Below are 20,516 nucleotides of genomic sequence, written 5' to 3'. Positions count from 1 at the left end.
ATAGTCGGGCCTGAACAAATCCTAACCGCTTGATTCCACTGCCGAAAGATCGAAAAACAGTAGCTGGGATTTGCAAGCTTTCGCTAAAATGGAGTCAATTCCTTGCAAATTTCAGAGGCCTGAATGGGACCGAAGCCAGCTGGATCACAAAGCGCAGACATGTTCCGCCAACGGCTGGACGAACTGGTGAACCTGAAGCATCCGCTGGCACAGCTGGCCACTCACATCGACTGGAGCGTTTTCGAGCGCGAATGGAGCGGGCATTTCCCATCCTCGCGCGGTCGTCCCGCCACTTCCACCCGGCTCATCGCGGGCCTGCTGTACTTGCAGCACACGTTCGCCTTGTCCGACGAGGACGTTGTGTGGGGCTGGGTCGAGAATCCATATTGGCAGTTGTTCTGTGGCGAGACCTGGTTCCAGCACCGGCCGCCGATCGATCCCAGTTCATTGACGCGCTGGCGCAAGCGCATCGGCGAAGCCGGTCTGGAGTGGATGCTGACGCAAACGATCAAGGCGGCCGAGTCGGCGCGGTTGGTCAAGCCGCAGAGCTTCAAGAAAGTGATTGTCGACAGTACCGTGCAGGAGAAGGCCATCGCCCATCCGACCGACAGTAGATTGCTGGAGCGGGCCAGACAGCACCTGGTCAAGCTCGCCGCCGAGGCGGGGCTGGCGCTGCGCCAGAACTACAACCGTGAGGCGCCAAGGCTGGCCGTGCAAGTGGGCCGCTATGCGCACGCCAAACAATACAAGCGCATGCGCGCCAGCCTGAAGAAGCTCAAGACCGTGGTCGGTCGTGTCTGGCGCGACGTGGGGCGCCAGCTCGACAAGATGCCGACTACCTTACGGGACAGGGCGTCCGACCTGTTGGCTAAGGCCAAGCGCCTGCTGACGCAGAAACCGCGCGACAAAAACAAGCTCTACAGTCTGCACGCGCCCGAGGCCGAGTGCATCGCCAAGGGCAAGACGCGGCAGCCTTACGAATTCGGCGTGAAGGTGTCGATCGCCACCACGCACAAGGAAGGCTTGGTGGTGGGCATGCGCAGCATGCCCGGCAATCCTTACGACGGCCACACTTTGTACGAAACGCTCGAGCAGGTGGCGATCCTCACCGAACAGCAGCCCAAGGAAGTGTTTGTGGACCTCGGCTATCGCGGCGCCGAGGTGCAAGCCGGCACCAAGGTTTATCACCACAAGCTCAAACGCGACATCACTGTGCGTCTGCGGCGCGACATCCGGCGCCGCAGCGCCATCGAGCCGGCGATCGGGCACATGAAAAACGACGGCAGGCTGCGACGTAATTGGCTCAAGGGCGCCGATGGCGATGCCTTCAACGCGCTGCTGTGCGGCTGCGGCCACAACCTGCGCCTGATCCTGCGAAAGCTGCGGCTTTTTTTCGCCTTCATCGTCGCCTGGCTGGCATCGCTGCACCTCACATCGGCGCCGGGTACGGCGCCTGAGCGCTGATTTCATGACTCCATCGCCAGCCATCGGCCGCAGCAGAGTCTTTGTCTGGAGTGATTTGAATTATTCAGGCCGGACTANGGCGCCGGGTACGGCGCCTGAGCGCTGATTTCATGACTCCATCGCCAGCCATCGGCCGCAGCAGAGTCTTTGTCTGGAGTGATTTGAATTATTCAGGCCGGACTAGATATTTTTCGACAGCAGCCTGCGTGCACCCAAGATTGGCTGTGCCACACCGGGCTGGCAGTCGGTCTCAACGGAAAGCATAGTCCAAAATTCAAACACTGCATGACGATTGACAGTAGGCGCTTGCAAAAAAACTGCGCGCGTGAGTATTTCACTTGGGTGGTTTCTGATATGGGCTTAGAAAATCCCCTTGCGATACAATCGCGCTTCGCGCAAGACGATGCGTTGCTCACCATCAAAGCCTTGCAAGCACATGTGCAGGACGGCTACACCGTGGAATCCTCCGGCTCTGGCATTGTTCTATTTCGATCCGCAGGCCTGCGGGCGCAGCGCAAAGTCACCACGTCGTGGTGGTTGGCACCGTTGCTGCAGCAACAAAAGTGTCCAGAGAAGGGAGAATTTCGGATGAATCAAGGAAATAAAGGGTCTGGGCACGAGTTCCACCTAATTGAGAAATCCCGATAAAATAGAAAACTCCTCCGTGACGGCAGAATACTGGCCCCCCGCTTACACCGTCAACGTCGGTAGAAAACTCCGCACATATGATTGAGTGTAGTCCGCCATATGGTGGCCCTAGCCGCCCTTTGACCACGAGAGGAGCTCGCCGCATTTTTCTTTCTTCGAAGTCTATCTTGTCTTCAGTGTTTGGGAAACCAACGACGAAAACTGTGCTGTTTTCGGGAATTTGATTTGCAGACTTGCAAAAAGTTTCCAAATTCCAAGAATTCCATTCAACGGAGACATCAGCGTCGGAATTGATTTTCCAAACATGAACATCGAGTAAATCGCCGTCCGAATCTCTAAAATCCAGGGCTATGTCAGCATGGAGCGGTAAGGGTACTTCTTGCTGATGCACGATAATTTGCACTTGATCTGGCATTGCTTTAGCGGCTTTTATCACGTGTTTCGCTGTAATCGCTAGATCTACTCCCTTCCATCTCACCATGAAAAGCGTTCCAGTTCCCCATGGAATATCTAATGCATCACGGTATTGTACTGGATGAGTACCCTCTCCCAGTACATCTAGTGCCTCGGCGAACATCAAACGCTGTGCGACGTCAGAACTTTCAGTTCTAATTGCCGTAAATTCTTCAACAGTAAGATCAACGTCATCCGCTGTGCAGTCTTGACAAACGTTTGCAAGTGCATAGGGAGAGACAGGGTGACGCCTGTCATATGCAGATTTCAAAAACTCAAACGCGACCTTGATTTGGCCTGAATTTGTTGCCTCCATCCCCAGCATGTAAGCCGCCTCGGCACTGCCAAGATGGTACGCGCGAATTCTCCAAGCCAACGCTGTGCAGCTATCCCCTCTCGCCTCGCATGTTCGCGCTAAAACGAGCATGGCTCCTGGATTCCCTTCCAGAACGGCATCGAGCAAAAATTGCTCTGGAGCCCCTGATGCAAAGGCTAACTCCCTCACTTTCGTTGATTCCGGGTGAGCTAACAAATCTACTTCGAGCAAGCTGGTCTCCCGATTTTTAGTCGACATTTTCGCAATCTCACCAGCTGCATCGGCTGCATACTCAGCCCACGTTTTCTTCATTTTAACTCATACCTTTTTGCCCGCTTTAGGGTATTATCATTCATGACGCCATTTTAATTGAAACGATTTATATGAATCACATAATTAAACTACAGCATTATCCAGTTAAATGAAAGCAACCTTGAATAGGTCTTTTCGATCAGCTTCTCAATCTCGTCGTCGAACTCTTCTGCGTTAAATGAAATGTGCGGTGCAATTCTCCCTCCTCCCCAATAATTAAAAGCATCATGTACTGCTTGGTCGGTATTTATATGATTTTTCCGCCAATAGAAGCTATCGGCCTCCACCTGAACAATATATGGAGAAGATATGAAGTTATGCTCGCTTCCGCCATGCATCGTAGGCCCTGTAAAGTTACTACTTCCCACGATCGCAAGAACTGGTCTGGATTCGCTGATAAATATTGCAATTTTTGCATGCCAACGCATCGGGTCCTCCCCCTTCTGCGTCGGGATAAGCTTGCAAGCATGAGCTTTAATGCCGTGCTGGATTAACGCGTCTCTCAACTCGCAAAGCGTCTTCGAATTTTCGTCATATCCACCAAGAAGAAACAATTCCTTTCCTTTCATCTCCTCGTCAATGGCGAAGTCCGGGGCGGTTTCCGCTAAGCGGGTTGTGAAATCGCTAAAGAAGCCGGAAGCGATGTAAGCGCAGTCAATGTCCCGTGCTTTCAACAACCGTATAACAGAGTCCCGATAATAACTGCCTGATAATTCTTTGCGCAATGCGATTGAGATTGGAATGATATTTCTCCTATAAATTTAAGTACAAGATTCGACGAGGCAGTTTTTCGAATCGCATTCAGTGAAACGCATGTTTCGTACCGTTCCTGATCCAGTGCGATGCATTTTTATTAAAGTAAAATGGTAGGGCTAGCCTTGATAAGTCGGCAGTCGAACGCATCTCCTTCAGACAATGCGTTTATTCGGGTTCTGGTGTCAGGTGAGTGGAAAATACCGTCCAGCGCCGGGATAGGGCTTCTCGAGATGGCATTACAGACCCTGCGCGCAGCGGCCGGAAGCGATACGCCGCGTACCCGGAAGCAGCTACTTCCGGATGGAAGTGCAAAGTGAGATCCTTAGGATCGACAGCCATCAAATTCAGATCAAACAAAGTATGTATGTCAGCCCGCAATAACAACCCGTTCGCCGTCTGATTATGGGTATCGTTACGATACGAATCGATATGGGCAGCTTCGAGAATAGCTGTCACGCTACATCCGGTAACCTGGCAGCAATGATCAGCATTTTTAAGCAGTAGGTTTCTGAATTTTTTCTGGCCTCGACGTTGTCGAATGGCACGAAGCACAGCCCTGCGGGCATCAATCATAGACATCTCGCCTTCACCGATACCCTTTTCAGCGATGTCATTCGCATCAAAATCAGCCTCGCCAGGACTTAATACCACCGTCTCAATGAACTGTGCAAGCAATGCCCTGGTAGCAGGATACTTCGACGCGAGACCAATCTCAATTTTTCCAAGATCGATCTCTTGAATCGACAGCTGATCATTAGGACGCAATGCTGCTTGGCGCAAGACGTCGACCGGAACGCCGTCCTGACATTCAATGAAACTGTTTCCAAAAGTGGCTTTATAGCGGATGACCGTTACGCTGTCTGTAACTGGAATAGTAAATTCATGTCCCTTAACGCAACGCCAGGGCGGAGTCATTGAGGTGCGCTGCTTGAGGTTTACAGCTCGGCAAACCGGGCAGCGGTTGCGCTGTTTCTGTCCAGAAGCGGATGTGATAGCAGCGATGCGAGCCACTCCCAACAGCTTACTACGTCCTCGAATCAGGACCAGATCACCTATCGATAGCTGTTTATGATTGGGTACAGCACTGTCGTACTCATACCGGCTACTGACATGGTCATCGTATCCTTGGTTCCCCCCGTATTGGCGTGCGCCGTCCTCAATACTGATCAGCGACCAAACACGCGCAGCGTATTGCTCTGACATTTATGTCTCCTTCAAGTAGTCCATTAACCACCGTTAGCGTGGTGCCGGTACCGCAAATACTAAATTGCCCCGTCAATAAATAAGAAGTCCTTACGGCTTAACTGCGCCAAACCCGTGCTTGATCAATCGTGATCGCACTGCCCAGATGCGCTCGCATTCCCGTACGGATGGCACAAATTTAGGAAGCCGCGACGCGGTACGAAGCAGTGCTGCATCCTTGGCGTCAAGGAGTGCCTTCTGACCGCCCCATTCGCGTAGCAGCTCCCACTCCTCGGTGTTAACCCCGAGGACAGCGGTACGTGCAAACACTCCATAGCCGATCTGACTGAGGGCCCCGGCGTCGGTATAACGCTTAGCGATCGGGTCAACCATTTCATTGAGGATTGCATCCGACAGAGGCACGACTACTTCCCTCGCGCGTTCCCAGCACGCTTCGGATTTTGCCCATTCAGTCACATTGGTTTTACCTCTGGAGGGACTCGTCAGCACGTTAAATACCGTGCCGGCAATCGCAATCATCTGCGAGCTGACCGCCGGGGGAACGGCCTGCGCATTCCAGATGGCTTCCAAATCCAGCTGGCGTCCCTTCCCGCTCTTTAAGATCGTGAACTGCAGGACGGCTAGCGTGTACGTCACAATGTTGGGTCTGTAAGCGCCTGTGTACCAAGGCTGCTGCTTGACGAGGTGTTCTGCATGCCTGAACAGAATTGCCATTGCAACGAGATTCCGGAAATAGTGCTCGTCGAATGCGCTGTCGTTTTCTACCCACCTCTTAGCCATCCATCCGGCAAAATGCACGAAGTTTTTCTGTGCGCCGTAACTCACCTTATGCGGCAGTCCCTTCCACGAGTTTTCCAGCTTGGCGACGTCAAGTTTCGTCAGAAGCTGGACTTTGGGGTTTTCAGCCAGAAAAGCGCGCTTACCCTGTGCGCTCAGTGTTCTTTGCTCGTTGACATACTGGCCGCGCGATCGCTCGTAGTACCAGTAAGTTTTGTGCGACGAACTAACCCCAGCAGGCGCTGCGACTTTCCGTGAAAGCTGCTCCAGGCGATGGTGGTATGGATGGTTGGCAAAGAAATCGGATTCACTAACCTAGTTCTGGCTATTGGCAAAGCGTGCAATCAGCGGAACGAGTTCGCCTGCACTTGATGGCGACAGCACCGACATCTTCATCTGGACTCGTACTTCGGAGAGATCTATGCCGTCTCTGAAGGCAGTCGCAAGAGATGCTGTCGTCTGGCCGCCGTTGACGATCTGAAAATTGATCGCTCGCTTGATACTTGACGAATTCTCTTCGAATTCGACGGCCTCTGCAGTCGCAGCTATCCCGTTGTTATAGGCGAAGAACATCTCTGGTTGATTGGCCAGCGTGGTCTGAATGCCAGCGTTGATCTTTCCTTTTGTGCTGAGGAAAGATCGAACATTCCCTTCAAGTAAACGGCTACCGTGGCGCTCATAGATCGCGGCAAGCATGTCCCCAGAGATCGTACAAAGGTAACCCTGATATTCGCCGTTGGCCGAACCCGCATGAAGTGCCGGTATTCCTTTCCCGTCTTCCGTCCGGAAGTCCACTTCGAGATCGTCTCTGCCACTCTCAGAAATCGCTGCTCTGTGAAAGCGTTCTGCATCCCACACATGGCGCTCGACCGGCAGACCATCGACCGTCTGTTCTCCGAACGGAGCCCCGCCATTGAACAGGCGGTTACTTGCCAGATAGACTCTGAATCGAGTTATGCCGGAGCGAAGGCGCACGATATCGGCTGCAAGTCCGCGACCAGCCTCACCGTCGACATCGGTACTGAGCATCCGGCCTGCGATAGCGTCAGCGGCAAAGCGCTCCACCGCAGCAAACTGGCACTCAGACTCTTCAGACGACAGAGGGAGCAGGTCGGCACTGTCGGTAAAGTCCACCGCGACTAGAGACAGCGACCCGTCGGCATCATCAAAAGCGTAGCCGTCGATCTTCATAAGCTGACCAAGAGCGCCCTGACTGGCGAACCGGCACCGGTGGAAATCAGAAATTTCTTCAGCATCTGCGAGCCGTCCGCCAACGTCGTCGAGGAAGGTTGACTCGGGAGCCTCGCCATTAATCTCGGATGTGTCCCGCAGGCCTTTCATCCACTCTTCGAAAAAGGCGGCAAGCGTCCGGTACCTGTTCTGTAATTCGACATCCTTGCGCTCGTTGAAGACGCGCTCGATATCGACTACCTCAACACTCACCATCTTTGTGCCAATGGCAATGTCCGGTATCTGTAAGAGGCCGGCGCAGAGGTCGGTAAGGACATGAATCCGGACTTCGTCAATCTGCGCCCATGCGGATGCGATTGTGGCAATCAGGGTATAAGCGTCATTTGTCTCGTCGACGCGTCCGGCGAGGTCGGCGGCCGCCGAAAGATTGAGGAAGCGACCACATTGATCAGCCGCTGCGCGCGCCTCCAGTTCCGTGAGAACACCCGGCATGCTGCCACCGTTGTATACCGCCACGAAGAGGTCCAGCTTTTTTATGTCTTCCGACAACGCATAACCGCTCAGCCGAAGCGCCCCTTCGCTGACGGTTGCGGAAAATCTGCACGCGTGGGGCTCAAACGTCATCCCCCGCTCGAACATGTGGCGGGCAAATATCTCCGTGAACACCAGTTCTGCAAATGGAGCGGCCCCATTCTCGATACCGGCGCGGGCCACCATTTCTTCTTCCACCTCTGCGTGTACGCTGGCGAGAAAGTCCTTAAGTTCCATTCGTATGTTTTCCTGCTCTTGCTTAATTGGGTTTTTAATTCTAAGCACCTGACAATTTATGTCGCAGCGCTAAGCTCAGGTATGCCCTCGATCGGCGCGGACCATGTCCGCTCTGCGAACTGCTCCCAGCACTCTTTACGCTTCGCCCATTCCGAAATCATTCGTCCGTTTGCGGAGTTGTGCAGTTGCGCATTGACTTCGTCCGACCATGCAACGACTTGGCGACCAAGTTCCGGTGAAATTCCCTGTCTGAACCAAATTGCATCCAGGCTTATCCGGTTTCCGATCAGTCGCGACATCAGTGCTACCGTATATGCTGTAACGTTTGCTTTGTAAGCCGGGAATCTCGACTTCAGCAGCCTGGTTACCGACTTAAAAATAATCACTTTGGCGATCATGCGCTTGTACTCGGATGCATCCGGAAGATAAGACGTTTCATCCTCAGCCTGCACGAGGTGCTTCATGAAGATCGGGAATGCTTTCTGACTTCCCAGACTTACGAGGTCCGGCAGCTGCATCCAGGCGCACAGATACTTGGCGAAGTCCGTTTTGGTCAGTTTTCTGGACGATGGCATGGAATCCTGTAGGCGGCGTAGATCGGCTGGCGACTTCGCTTCGCGGTCGAGCATGACCTTATAGCTACCAGCGGCGCGCTCGTAATACCAGCGCCCCGTTCCGTCGGGGCAGTACGTGGTCATCGCCAGTTTTTCCATCTGAACGTGGAAAGGTTTATTCGCGTAATGATCAGAGGCCTTCACGGCGCTCTGCGAGTTTGCAAAACGGGAAATATCGGCGATCAGCGCATCTTCACTGACCTCGTCCGAGCGATGCAAAATGATCACCTTCGCTGGAACCCGCACAGAGCGGAGGTCGATTCCGGGATTCTTCTTTTTCGTGAAAAAGATTGATGCCATAGTCTGGCCGCCATTCACTACCTGCATCCCCTTAAGCCAGCCTATACCAGGACTCCCGTCTGCGGCACGTTCAAGGTGTGCCTGATCAGCAACGATGACGATGCCGTTATTGTAGGCCATGAAACGCGATGGCTGATCGCGCAGCGTGTCACGAATTCCCTTGTTGACCGTATTGGTCTGGCTCAGGAATGAGCGCACGTTTGCTTCCAGTATGCGAGGGCCGTACTTCTCGTAAAGGAATCGCAGCGACTCTCCCGGTAGCACTGTCATCGCGTAATCGTAATCAGCGTCGTCGGAAGATACCCATACGCACGGCAATGGGCCGCCACATACTTCGTTGAAATTCACGACAAGTTCATCCCTCGGCTTTCCGCTCTGCCAGTGGTTGAACAAACGCTCGATATCCATAACTTCAAGCTTGATGGTTTTTCCCTGGATCTCACGTGGCCGAAAGTTTCGATTCTTGGCCTTGCGGTCTGACAATATGTAAATGCGGATCTGGTCCAACCCCTCATAGGCATGCTGGATCGTCTGCACTAGCGGAAACGCATCGTGCGATTCGTCCATCTTAGTCGCCAGACTGCCGGTTACGCATTGATTGAGGAACCTCGAACACTGTTCGGCAGCTTTTGTCGTTTCTGATTCCGACACCATGGCGATCTCGTCGCAGCCGTCATAGAGGCTGATATACAGGTCGAGCTGATCGAGGTCGTCGGACAGCGCATAGCCGCTCAGGCGCAATATACCTTCGCCCACCCTTGCGGAGTAATGACAGATCTGCGGCTCAAACGTCATGCCGATATCGCTCATGTGACGCGTAACCACCTCAGTAAAAATCAGTTCTGCGAACGGGGCCGATTCGCCAGGATCCGCTGAGCGAGCGGCAATCTCTTCTCGCACTTCGTGCTGTGTTTTCTGCAAAAACTCGGTCAATTCCATCTTAAATCGCTCCGATCATTTCCAGTACCTGCTGCATTGGTGTATCCGGGGCAGCAATAGCGTCACAGTTGATCTCATAGCGCACATTGCGTATCGCATCGGGAACATTTGCCGACACCAGACGGGGAAAGCCTGCCTCTACCTGCATGCATCGAACCTGAGATACGAGGAGCCGGCGGGTGTAGTGTTCCGCATGCGTGTCAACGAATCCGGCGTGCAGCAACGCACTCTCGAAGAGTGCTGCTGAGGCAGCATCCGAGGCGAAATTACTGCGGAGCGCTTCTATGCGCTCCGCAAGCGTTATGCCCTCGGCCGACAGGGAGAAACGGCAGGCGAACAGGAACAGCGGCTTTCGAATTGCATCGTCAAGCTGCTCAAGGGACATGATCGTCGCGGGAAAGCCGGTTTGGGACAGCGTGCTTTTTACCTCGATAGCGCCGGTCCCGAGCTCGAAGTCCTGCAACGCGTCAAGCGGTCCGCGCCACCCCTTAACTGCGGCGTGCGCATCGAGATGCCTGTCAAGTAGCAGTTCAAGGCAGTGCAACTCCCCGCTCAGGCCAAGCTCGGCCTCAGGACCAAGCGCACCGGAATCCCTGCTCATGAAATGCTGCCAAGCCCTGACCCGGCCGAGAAACAACTGTAGCTGCTGCCCTTGGTTGACAGACTTGCAGGCCGACAGCGCGGAGACCACATCAACGGCCATCCTGCTAAACAATTCAATACCGCCCTCCTCGCGTCTCACCAGCGCCAGCCAGTTTCCGGACATACCGGTGCTAATTCGCTCAACGCGAAAGCCCGCTGCGCTGGGCAGCATCGATATCACCGGAAGCGTCACGTCACCAAAGCTGGCAAGGACGGCTTCGCAGTTCCCGGGAAACCTCCGCGCAGCGTGAAGACGATTGCCATCGAGCCCGACGATGGGGATGCTGCGCCAACCATCCTGATCATGATCGCGTTCACCAAGCGCACGCCAGCTGGCGAGAATCTCTTCGTTATTCAGCGGCGCCATATTCCTGCTCCCAGAGAACGTTGTTCACTTTGTATTCGACCTTGTGGCCCAGTTGGCTACCGGGAAAACTGATGCCGAATGCGACAATCGGCACCTGAAAATTTTCCGCTTCTTCATCCGGTACCTCTGGTTGTATCAGGTAAATCAACAGGACTCCACGCTCGGGGTGAGCGGCAATATCCTTAGCCCCATAGCCGCGGATTCGCCGCAGGGACGGCCCGCTCGGCGCGGCAGGCGCTTCCTTGCCCTGCATGCTACCCATGTCCTGTTTGCGGGTCTTAAGAGTGTCTTCCAGGGCCGCCTTCCATGCCGGGAGGTCCATGTCGAGACCCTCATCACGCGACTGAAGAAGGCGTCCGATCGAGAACTTGTCAGCCGTTCGTTGCTTAAAGCTTCGTTTGGCTCGCTGGACTGGCATCTCACCATCCAGACTCACCGGATGCTCTGTTACTCCCCCACCGACCACCGCCACGGTCCAGCTCGTCATTTCCCCATCGCGCGCCATGGTAGTGATGAACTCCTTTAGCATCATGCTGTTGACCTTCATCGCATCAGGATGTGTCATGTACGCGGAGAGAAAATCGGTGACATGGGTGTATGGAACTTTGTCCCAATACAGGCCCTTCCACCTGTCCGGCGTACCCGGGCGTTCTCGCTCCGGAATAGACGAGGCCTTCCCGCATGCTGCAGCAAGGGATTGAAGAGCTTCAAAATTCTGCGCAATAATGCCGGGCCGTGCGTGCAATGCGACTGTCTCGACGACATGCCCGCTAAACGAGAGGTACAGGCTTTTTGCGGACCGCATCTTCAGACGCGACGTCACCATCAGCACCGGGTGCGAAACAACCTTGAGTCCATAGTCACGTGGCGTCCCGCCGCTATCGACCATTGTTTCGAATTCATCACGTAGCTCTTCGGATGCATCGGCAATGTGCTCGAACCACTCAACGAGCTCGCCCGTTGTGTAGAGTCGGCACAGGTCGAGGTAGCCGGGACGATAACCGAACCACCGTCCCATTTGCATAAGCGTGTCATACATCTTCGAAGCGCGCAGAAAATAACTTGTGCACAGTCCTTCAAGCGTCAGACCACGCGCAAGCTTGTCGCCACCGATTGCGATCACCTTGAGGCCGTTTGGTGCTTCCTCATAGTCAAGCACATCGCCAGCCGTACCATTGATAACGCGGACTGATATTTCGCTGAGTACGGTCGAAAGTACCGGCGCAATTTCGCCCCACGAGAACGCCCGGAACGGACCTGCATCCGGCACGGCACCTTCGATGGCTTCCGTTGTCGGTTCGAAATCGGATTCCCATAACTGATGCATCCTCGCCAGTACAGGCTCATGACCTATGTTCCGCGCCAACCTCTGTTCAATCCTTCGGACGTATTCCTCAACCTTTTCACGAACTGCCAATTGCACCGCATTGAACCTGGTAACGTGAACCAGCATTGAAGAGTGCTGGCTTTTTTGTCCACGAAGTTGTCGGGCGGCGCATGCCAGTATGAAGGCATCGATGGCCTCGCGCAGGGATTCCGGCATACCCGACTCGTCTACAGGCAAGGGGCGATGGCTGCTCTTATGACCAACCGGCATCCACCCACTCTTTCCGTCATCGCTGCAGTGGTCCGATACCTCCCTCACCAGCGGCAATCCGCCTTCACGGCGTTCGCCACTGTGCAGGCCGAAGACACGCGCGGGACCGACGTAATTCGAAGGCGCTGCAAGATTATGGATGAAGGCTGCCGGGAACAGGTCGGGACCTGCCTCGCCTGTTTCTCCACGCTCGTGGATGTAGATGTTTGCAAACGGTGTCGCCGTGTAGCCCACGTAGGCCTTGCGTTGGAAGCTGTGCAAAATCTTGCGTATCAAACCATTGATCGCAGTCGGCTGATGGTCTTCATCCGCCTTACCGTCTTCGTCGAAGTACTGCTCCCCGGTATCGACGGAAGCATGATCGGCCTCGTCGTCGATGACAAGCAGCGGCAGGTGATTGACGATCGGCCTGCCCGTCGTCGGATCAACAGTTGCCACATGGGTGTGGATCCATCTCAGTAGGCGGGTGAGCACCGTCTTATTTTTTTTCACTACAAACAACCAAGGTCTTGCTTCCGGCGAGACACCAAGATTGCGGACGTTGTTGGCGGTAAAATCGCCCCGCTCCGTACGGTTAGTAGCATAGTTCGGGCGGATCGATGCGTCCTGATCGATTACACCTACCCCGATCAGTTTTTTGCCTTCCGCCCCAGGGTCAGTCTCGAAACCAAGAAACCCCTCGTCCAAGCGTATTTGAGTCTGCGTACGCAGATTGTTGTGCAACCCCGCAAGCACGATAATGATCTTGTATCCGGCATCGGCTGCCTTGCATATCAGTCCAGTGTAGTTTCCGGTCTTACCGGACTGGACATGGCCGACCACCAGGCCGCGACGGTCCCAGGGGCCAGGCCGGGTCGGATCTTCCAGCATGCCGAGAATCTTATCGGAAGACTTGTCGAGCCCGTCCACAGCATCCCAGGCGAGGCGTGCCTCCTGCATCTCGCGGTAGCGCTGCCAGTAGCGCCAGTCCCTCTTACGCTCGGGCGTCAGCCAGGCGATGTGACCGACCACGTTGACGAGTGAGGAATCCTCGCCGCACCACACGCTGAAACGGCGGATCAACTCGTCGGCGACGGCTTCGCGATCCAGATCCACCGCCCAGCGAGGGTTCATCATGAGCACCAACCCCACTTTTTCGGCAATCAGTCCGGCGGTAATCGCGCTCCTGTCAGCCTGATCGGCGAGCAGCTCCTGAACGATTTTCACGACAGTCGCCTTGTTCATTTCCCCTGCTGTAGTCATACTTTTTTATCCAATTCTCGTGGCTGGTCAGGCAATAAATTAACAAGGTCCTGATAATTTTGAAAAGGTTCGGTGAGCAGCAACCGGGCTCTTGCCATTGACGGTGACATGCCCTTCACCTTCACCATGTTCCTGTACATAACTTCGAGCACGCTCACCACCTCGGCGGAGGGCTCGCCGGAAAATCCGGTCCGTGGCGTCTCCTTATTTTCAGCAGTGTCGATCCAGATACGCTGCACCGGCACCGTCTCTTCGATTACCCGCAGCATGGCCAGAAGTTGAGGAGCCAGCGCCTTCGAATCGTCTAGAACCGCTCGCACCGCAGGGTGGTCGGTGTCGATCCGGTAACGCATACCGCCGGAGAACTGATGCGATTTCCATACCTGGCTTACCTCCGCCCCACTCTTTGAGCGCGGCGTCTGTCCCCGTTGGGCAAATGCGCGGCGCGCCCGCGCCCGGGTATCGTCGGCCAGTCTGGCTAACCATGCACGAACATTTACTGGAGGGCGGGCGGTCGACTTTCGAATATCTATCTTCCATTCAGTGTCGGCGGAATTGGGAATATCGAGGCGAATTCTGGCAAGACGGTGGGCTTCGTCTTTAGTCCAGCCACGCCCCTGGCCGAGTCCTAACCAGCTGCCAGCAAGCAAAAGGCGCTTGTTCCTGTAGACATAGAAACCCTGCTGAGCCGTCCATCCATCAGGCCCTTGTGCGGCGTCATACTCCTTGGAATTCAATCTGTCCTTGTGTGGGAGTACGTGACATTCCACCTCGATGCCCGACTTGGCCGCGAATGAGGCGGCGGGTGAATGCCATGGTTTAGCGGGATGCCCTGACATGAATGGGTCCCATGGAACAACCGGCTGCCCCGCGATGCGCAGTCGCAGGTGTGGCCGGGTTCCCTCGAGGTATCGATGGAACACCATTGCAAGGTGCCGCTCGACACGATCCAGCAAATCGAGAAAATTCTGCTCGCCGAAACCATCGGTGACGATTCTGTCGAGAAGCTCCCAGATAACAAGGGTGCCGTGCGGACGCTCCGCGAATTCGTCCACCAAGCCTGCGGAGCTAGCGTCGGGGCCTTCAAGCAGGTGCCAGCCATCACCCTCACTCACCGCAATGACGTCAAGGTCCCAACGCAGGCATTGAAGGCCGTCCGGGCCAACCGTAGCTACGGTTAAGCGGCGGCATTGCGAGAATGATGCTGTCTTAAGCCCAAGGCCAAACCGGCCGAGATCATCATCCGCACGGGAATCGAGCGGGTTTCTTTCGCCAAGTCGCATCGCGCAGTCGATCTGGTCCTCTGTCATTCCCCTGCCGTCATCCTCTATACGGACAACGCTGCCCTTGCCGTTCCAGTCGAAGTGCAGATCGATATTTTTCGCCCCTGCGGCGATACTGTTGTCTATGATGTCAGCCAGCGCGGTGGCAGTGCTGTAGCCCAGGCCTCGCAATGCTTCGATCATCGCGCCAGCTCGCGGCGGTGCATGGCGGAACTTTGGCTTCTCTATTTGCTTTTTCATTGTTTCTATAGTTCTGAAATCAATATCGAATGTTCGTAAGGGGCCAGCATTTCAATTCGGCTGCGCTGCTGAAATTTCCGAATGGCCTTGGCCTCAATCTGTCGAATTCGTTCACGCGTGACGTTGAACTGCTGGGCGATTTCGTCGAGCGTCATCGGATCACCTCCGTCCAGGCCGAACCGTACCGATATGACGATTCTTTCACGTGGTGCGAAGTCTTCCATCAGTTGTGCTATCAAGCGCCTGAGACTTTGCAGGGATGCGGTCTGGACAGGGTCAGCGACGATGTCCTGTATCCCGAGCACACTCGCAGTTTCTGGTGCGGCGGGTGTACCGCAATCCTCCTGTGAGACGATTTTTACGTCGGCACGCAACAAACCCCGCACCGCGCGTTCGCTCAGAGACATTTGCGCCGCGATTCCGGCGACGGTAAGAGGCAGCGAATCGCCGAAGTCATGGTCGCGCAGAATGCGCTCCATCGCCCGGACTTTCTCCCCTAAATGTACAGGGAGGCGGATCAGGCGAACCGTATCCATCAATGTTCTGGTAATGCCCTGACGGATCCACCATGTGGCATACGTAGAGAATTTAAAACCCCGTCGAAAATCATAGCGCTCGGCTGCACGCAGCAGACCGATGTTCCCGCTCTGGATTACATCTTCAAACGGCAACCCGGCGTACCTATATACTTGCGCAATGGAGATGACCAACCGCAAATTCGCAGTTACCAACTGGTCGCGTGCCGTAAAGTATTTTCTGATCGCGGTCCGGATCTCCGCTCCCGACGCTGGTTCCAGATCACCGGCAACTGACTCAAAAAACGTCATCGTAGCGGGGTCCGGCCTTGGAACTGCCGTATCGCGGCCGCACTCAGGTGCCCCGGCGCGCAATCCGGTTACATAGGTTCGGAAAGCTGCAGGCTGGCCTGCACCATCGTTATCAAATTCCAGTTCTTCTGCAAACGGAAAGTCCTTGGTGTCGCTTTCAGAAGCGTCCTCCTCATCATCTTCCGGAGCTACGACCGGCGCTTGCCGGGAGAGAAAGATTCGCCCCCACGTCACAGGCTTTAATGACACAAGCGCTCTCGCGAGGGCGGCAAGTGCGCCGTCCATCCGGCGCCCAAGTCGCTCTTCACCATTTTTGTCGAGAAGCTCAAAACTGCGCGCTTCGATCAAGTAGCCGTCTGCGATCGATGGAGGCTCCACCAAATCAGTGACGAGCAAGTCGAGTACTTCGGACAGATCTTCCGTTGGTTCGTCCACTCTTTCGCTACCGGTGAGTAGGGCATCTTCCTCGAAGAGTATCTCAAGATCGCCAAGGACCCTCTCCACGACGATCCGCGACCTCTGGTGGTCTCCGCCACTGTCGGATTCAATTGCCATATCTATTTGCGCCAGCGATACACGACCATTTTTCAGTCCGGTGGCAAACAGTTGGCCTATCTGCCTCACATCTTCATACATGCAAAGCGAGGGTCGCGACGGTGGATCGGGCAGATCGAATTCGACTGCCGACCAGTCGTAATCAGTGTTTCTTCGCCTGTGTATTGATATAGAGTGCTGGACCTCCAGCGCACCTTTGACGCACGACGCATCATGAGACGGCACGACGTCAGCATTCTCGATTACCCACCCGAACATTTCACCCATTGGCTGATCGTCAGCATTTGGCGCCTGCATCAGGGCAACGGGCGCGATGTCGCTTTCGACTTTAAAGGATTCGACCTCGAGAGAATACTCGAACGATTCATCGGCGTGAATTCCGACACAGAAATGCTGAAGGTCTGCGTGCTCCGTATGGAGAACAGAAGGATCCACGGGGAACGAAGGGGTGGGAGCCGACTCCCACTGCTCCGCCTCGCCCGGTTCCACGTTGCTAAGCTGCACCTTAAGTATCTGAATGTCGGGTGTCGAAATCTGCAATGAAACTGGTTCAGTCAGCGACACGGGGTACAGGAACTGACCCAGTGAATCATGGCCATGTTCGCGCGCGAGGTCGCTGGCAGTTTTTCCTGCAGGATTGACAGTGGCCCGATCAGCACCTTCTTGCAGCAGGGCGCCGCAGACTTCAAACCGGCCAGTAGCTGCCGCCAACATTAGCGGAGTCAAGCCGCTGCTGTCCCGACCGTTCGCAGGCTCGCCTCGTTTCAAGTGCAGCAGAACAGCCTCTGGCGAACCCGACTTGATAGCCAGTCGGAATAATGGACTGAGTTTCCCCTCGATTGACGCACTCATCGAGAAATAGCGGGAGCTGAGGGTGACTTCGAACTCGTTACTGACAGAAAACACATCGTATTGTTCGAGGTGGAGGAAGGAAACATAAATTACTAAGTAACATTATCGTCGATTTTCCGTATGAGAATCTCACCAATTGTCACTGTGGAGCAATTTTTTAAAGATAATGCAGAGACTGATCGAAGTCTGCAAGTAACCAATGCATGAAGAAAGAATTGCCTTGACTCAATCAATGCAGCTGGGTATGGTGCCAGTGACTTCAACATTTACCGCATTGTCATGATCGTAGGCTGGGAAAATATTTTTGATAATTCAGGAGTCAAGGTCGTTTCGACAACTGATAAAAACCGACGCGCCTACGTCCCAAGCATAGCGCAGCGTAAAGCAATTCTCGCTGCAGGTATCAAACCTGCCGATTGCCGCCCGGCCCCGCCCTTCACAATCACCATACTTCTTGATGCCAACCAAGACACCGTTATCAGCGGTTATTACCACGCCGAACGCTCCACGGTAGCAGACCGCAGTCCCGAACCTAGAATGGGGCAGTCGTTTATTTCAGAATGGCTGGAGACGGGCGATGAAGTTTTCATCGGAAATATAGGGCCTCGGCTTTTTGCATTCAAAACAGCTAATGCAAGTGATGAAAAACTTATATCGGAGCTAGCCCGAGTAGTTCCAGTGGACCTAATTCTTGCTAACGCCGAGTTAGCTTCCGGTGCACCAGCCAGACGCCGCACGACCCGGCAAGAGTTCATCCGAAATCCCTATGTCGTCCTTGGAGCGTTGGAACGGTGTGAAAACCACTGCGAATCCCCCGACTGCCGGCAGGTTCTATTTAAAAAGGACAATGGAAAATTCTACCTCGAGGTGCATCACATTACTCCCCTCCATGAGGGCGGCGACGATTCCTTGATCAACGTCGCGGCGCTGTGCCCTCACTGCCACCGCGAACTACATCATGGAGTGGGTCGCGTGGCGCTCAGAGCAAAGCTCCAGTCTCACATCTCTGCAAAGCCGTTACAAAAAGCAAAAATCAGATGAAGCATGGATATTTGTCCCAGTATTTTAGAGGCGTCGCCGTAAAACGTCTCAGTCGCGTTGAGGCAGACGCGCTTACCTCCAATCAGCATGAGTTCAATGGTGTGGAAGGATTACGTGCCCTTCTCGGTGAGCCAAATGGTAAGGTCAGGTATGTATCAGACATCATTTATGTAAATGATGAGGTGGATGCAATCGCACCCGAAGAGGGGATTCTTACTTGGTACGACGCCAGGCAAAAAGCGCGCCTCGAACGAGGCGTCAAGCGCTGGGAGTATCGGCTCTATTTCCCTGATACAAGGGCTTCCGGCAAAGCTAATGCGGGAGATCTTCTGGTTATCGCGAAACAGCAAAACGAGCGGCTGCTTGTGATTGTAGCCGAGGATGGATCCGGCATCGGCAGTCAGATCGAATGGCTCTTTGGCACAGGCAACCTTTTGCAGCCGGGCTTCTTCGTTAAATCGGATTTCGATGACCAACGCGACCGTATTGAGTTCACATCGCGGACGATACTCGAAAGCATTGGTATCGTTGTCGAAACGACTGCGCCAGACTACCTCGACGCTATGCTGAAGAAGTTTGGTGGCAAATTTCCGACCACCCGCGAGTTTTCTGCTTACTCTCGTTCCACCATCCCGCATATCGACCCCACCGGCTGTCCGGATACTGTGCTTATGGCATGGATGGAACAGGAAGAAGTTCTGTTCCGCACACTTGAGGCCCACCTGATCGCTGATCGCCTTGCTAGTGGATTCGGGACTTCGGACACCGAGATTGACGTGGAGGGGTTCCTGAAGTTCTCTCTGTCTGTACAAAACAGGCGAAAGAGCCGGGTGGGCCTGGCTTTCGAAAACCATCTGGAGGTTCTGTTCGCGGCGAACGGGCTTCGCTTCACGCGCACCGCTGTTACGGAAAATAAGGCAAAACCTGACTTCTTGTTCCCGGGAGTTGCTGAGTACCACGATGATCAATTCCCCCAAGGACAGCTCACAATGTTGGGGGTGAAATCCACGTGCAAAGATCGATGGCGTCAGGTCCTGGCGGAAGCGGATCGCATCGTATGCAAGCACCTTATAACGCTCGAGCCCGCTATATCTCTTCATCAGACTGAAGAAATGGCCAGCAAGAACCTGCAACTCGTCATACCAAAACAGCTGCACAGTACGTACAGCCCTCTTCAGCGTGATTCTCTCCTGGACGTAGCTGGTCTTATGGAAATACTCCGCGCCAGGCAGGGTTTCTAAAATACCCATTAAGTTGAGTTGCAGACCTAAGAAGCACTTTTCACTTCTGCTCCGACTTAGGTTGAACCAACCCCTTGATTTTTTGACGAGTGGTTTTCCTGATTCGGTACTACTCGGTTCGGATCGACCGAAGAATAATTTTAAATGGAAAAGCTTTCGTAGATACGAATGGCCGCTAGCCGGCGCGGTAGCGGCGCAGGCACTCTTCAGTAACAGCAGGTAATGCACAGCCTCGCATTAATTTTGCCAATGCCTCCGCCAACGTATAGGTTGGTTCTCCCATATTTCCAACAAGAGAAAAGTGCGTCACTCGAGCCTTTCGGTATTTCAAGTGGCCAGTCCCGGAAAACGATGTATGACTTCCCGAGACGGCAGCATCGACGGGGAAAATCCTTGAAGCGCTCTCTTGGCTCAGAGCACACGCAACAAGTGCCGCCCGGGAGCGCATCTGCAAATTATTCAGTAGGTACATCGACCCCACTTCCTTGGACCACAGTGGCTTCACCAGTATGACATGGAGGCACTGAATACCGGCTGAGGTCAGTCGTTCAATAACCTCCAGTTCTCCTATGTTCATTCCAAAACTGAGCTCCCTGCCGAAAGGAAACTTATGTTTGATTTCGCCGAGCCAGATCTGGCGGTTATAGATGAACGCCCGATCGAGATTCCAGACCGCTCGAAAATAGGGTTGAATACCGTAATTAATCAAAATTCTCGGCATGAGAACCTCATCACATAAGCGTTTGCCGTAACGTTCAGAAAGGAAGCCCCAGAAAGCCTGGCGCTGTCTGTAGTGGTCAACCCATCCCGGACACTACGTTAAGTTTTTCTTCGGCGACAGCCGGCGCCAGTCCCTGGTTGAACTGATGCGGTCGTATCCAGTTATAC

12 protein-coding genes and 1 pseudogene are annotated in these 20,516 nt (G+C 54.2%); 3 read left to right on the top strand and 10 right to left on the bottom strand.

Translation table 11 applies throughout. The features are described 5' to 3' along the window. The first annotated feature begins 123 nt into the window (after positions 1 to 123). Positions 124 to 1,464 (top strand): IS5 family transposase, encoded by a 1,341-nt coding sequence (locus ASF04_RS12850; RefSeq protein ID WP_056142130.1) that lies wholly within the window; start codon positions 124 to 126, stop codon positions 1,462 to 1,464. 520 nt (positions 1,465 to 1,984) lie between these two features. On the opposite strand, the gene ASF04_RS26785 is transcribed toward ASF04_RS12850, so the two are convergent. The 9 genes and pseudogenes from ASF04_RS26785 to mzaA all read right to left on the bottom strand — a co-directional run bounded on the left by ASF04_RS26785 (position 1,985) and on the right by mzaA (position 17,400). After that, the gene (locus ASF04_RS26785; RefSeq protein WP_082488740.1) at positions 1,985 to 3,193 is read right to left on the bottom strand and encodes a trypsin-like serine protease; all 1,209 of its coding nucleotides are present in this window, start codon (positions 3,191 to 3,193) and stop codon (positions 1,985 to 1,987) included. A gap of 89 nt (positions 3,194 to 3,282) precedes the next feature. Further along, positions 3,283 to 3,918, bottom strand: a complete 636-nt coding sequence (locus ASF04_RS12840; protein WP_156368626.1) for a hypothetical protein — start codon at positions 3,916 to 3,918, stop codon at positions 3,283 to 3,285. A 196-nt stretch (positions 3,919 to 4,114) separates the two neighbouring features. Beyond that, a complete protein-coding gene (locus tag ASF04_RS26780) occupies positions 4,115 to 5,152 on the bottom strand; it encodes an HNH endonuclease (RefSeq protein ID WP_082488739.1) in 1,038 nt (345 codons plus the stop codon). A gap of 90 nt (positions 5,153 to 5,242) precedes the next feature. Continuing rightward, positions 5,243 to 7,837, bottom strand: a pseudogene (locus ASF04_RS28735) (AIPR family protein). 107 nt (positions 7,838 to 7,944) lie between these two features. Continuing rightward, positions 7,945 to 9,741, bottom strand: a complete 1,797-nt coding sequence (gene mzaE / locus ASF04_RS12825; protein WP_056142115.1) for an MZA anti-phage system associated AIPR family protein MzaE — start codon at positions 9,739 to 9,741, stop codon at positions 7,945 to 7,947. Position 9,742: 1 nt separating this feature from the next. Next, positions 9,743 to 10,750 (bottom strand): MZA anti-phage system associated PD-(D/E)XK motif protein MzaD, encoded by a 1,008-nt coding sequence (gene mzaD / locus ASF04_RS12820; RefSeq protein ID WP_056142111.1) that lies wholly within the window; start codon positions 10,748 to 10,750, stop codon positions 9,743 to 9,745. Continuing rightward, positions 10,734 to 13,571, bottom strand: coding sequence for a Z1 domain-containing protein (locus ASF04_RS12815; RefSeq protein ID WP_229205042.1), 2,838 nt, complete (start codon positions 13,569 to 13,571; stop codon positions 10,734 to 10,736). Before ASF04_RS12815 ends, mzaD begins: the two co-directional genes overlap by 17 nt. 14 nt (positions 13,572 to 13,585) lie before the next feature. Continuing rightward, positions 13,586 to 15,112, bottom strand: coding sequence for an MZA anti-phage system associated ATPase MzaB (gene mzaB / locus ASF04_RS12810; RefSeq protein ID WP_229205041.1), 1,527 nt, complete (start codon positions 15,110 to 15,112; stop codon positions 13,586 to 13,588). 5 nt (positions 15,113 to 15,117) lie between these two features. Then, positions 15,118 to 17,400, bottom strand: a complete 2,283-nt coding sequence (gene mzaA, locus ASF04_RS12805; protein ID WP_082488737.1) for an MZA anti-phage system associated sigma-70 family RNA polymerase sigma factor MzaA — start codon at positions 17,398 to 17,400, stop codon at positions 15,118 to 15,120. A 225-nt stretch (positions 17,401 to 17,625) separates the two neighbouring features. Between mzaA and ASF04_RS26775 the strand changes: the two genes are divergently transcribed. After that, positions 17,626 to 18,387 carry an HNH endonuclease signature motif containing protein gene (locus ASF04_RS26775; RefSeq protein WP_082488736.1) on the top strand — a complete coding sequence of 254 codons (762 nt, stop codon included), beginning with the start codon at positions 17,626 to 17,628 and terminating at the stop codon, positions 18,385 to 18,387. Continuing rightward, entirely contained in the window at positions 18,384 to 19,628 is a 1,245-nt protein-coding gene (locus tag ASF04_RS12800; protein WP_056142100.1) for a type II restriction endonuclease, read from the top strand. Before ASF04_RS26775 ends, ASF04_RS12800 begins: the two co-directional genes overlap by 4 nt. A gap of 175 nt (positions 19,629 to 19,803) precedes the next feature. On the opposite strand, the gene ASF04_RS27490 is transcribed toward ASF04_RS12800, so the two are convergent. Further along, on the bottom strand, positions 19,804 to 20,349 hold the full coding sequence (locus ASF04_RS27490; protein ID WP_156368625.1) for a hypothetical protein: 546 nt from the start codon (positions 20,347 to 20,349) through the stop codon (positions 19,804 to 19,806). Positions 20,350 to 20,516: the final 167 nt, after the last annotated feature.

Source organism: Duganella sp. Leaf61, from assembly GCF_001421905.1.
Taxonomy (GTDB): Bacteria; Pseudomonadota; Gammaproteobacteria; order Burkholderiales; family Burkholderiaceae_D; genus Rugamonas; species Rugamonas zoogloeoides.
This window is presented reverse-complemented; position numbering and strand designations above follow the sequence as displayed.

Bases quoted from the DNA above. Each gene is read 5' to 3' on its own strand.
- mzaB (WP_229205041.1), bottom strand. From the start codon at position 15,112: ATGAAAAAGCAAATAGAGAAGCCAAAGTTCCGCCATGCACCGCCGCGA.
- ASF04_RS12850 (WP_056142130.1), top strand. From the start codon at position 124: ATGGGACCGAAGCCAGCTGGATCACAAAGCGCAGACATGTTCCGCCAA.
- ASF04_RS12800 (WP_056142100.1), top strand. From the start codon at position 18,384: ATGAAGCATGGATATTTGTCCCAGTATTTTAGAGGCGTCGCCGTAAAA.
- mzaE (WP_056142115.1), bottom strand. From the start codon at position 9,741: ATGGAATTGACCGAGTTTTTGCAGAAAACACAGCACGAAGTGCGAGAA.
- ASF04_RS27490 (WP_156368625.1), bottom strand. From the start codon at position 20,349: ATGCCGAGAATTTTGATTAATTACGGTATTCAACCCTATTTTCGAGCG.
- ASF04_RS26775 (WP_082488736.1), top strand. From the start codon at position 17,626: ATGATCGTAGGCTGGGAAAATATTTTTGATAATTCAGGAGTCAAGGTC.
- ASF04_RS26785 (WP_082488740.1), bottom strand. From the start codon at position 3,193: ATGAAGAAAACGTGGGCTGAGTATGCAGCCGATGCAGCTGGTGAGATT.
- mzaD (WP_056142111.1), bottom strand. From the start codon at position 10,750: ATGGCGCCGCTGAATAACGAAGAGATTCTCGCCAGCTGGCGTGCGCTT.
- ASF04_RS12815 (WP_229205042.1), bottom strand. From the start codon at position 13,571: ATGAACAAGGCGACTGTCGTGAAAATCGTTCAGGAGCTGCTCGCCGAT.
- ASF04_RS26780 (WP_082488739.1), bottom strand. From the start codon at position 5,152: ATGTCAGAGCAATACGCTGCGCGTGTTTGGTCGCTGATCAGTATTGAG.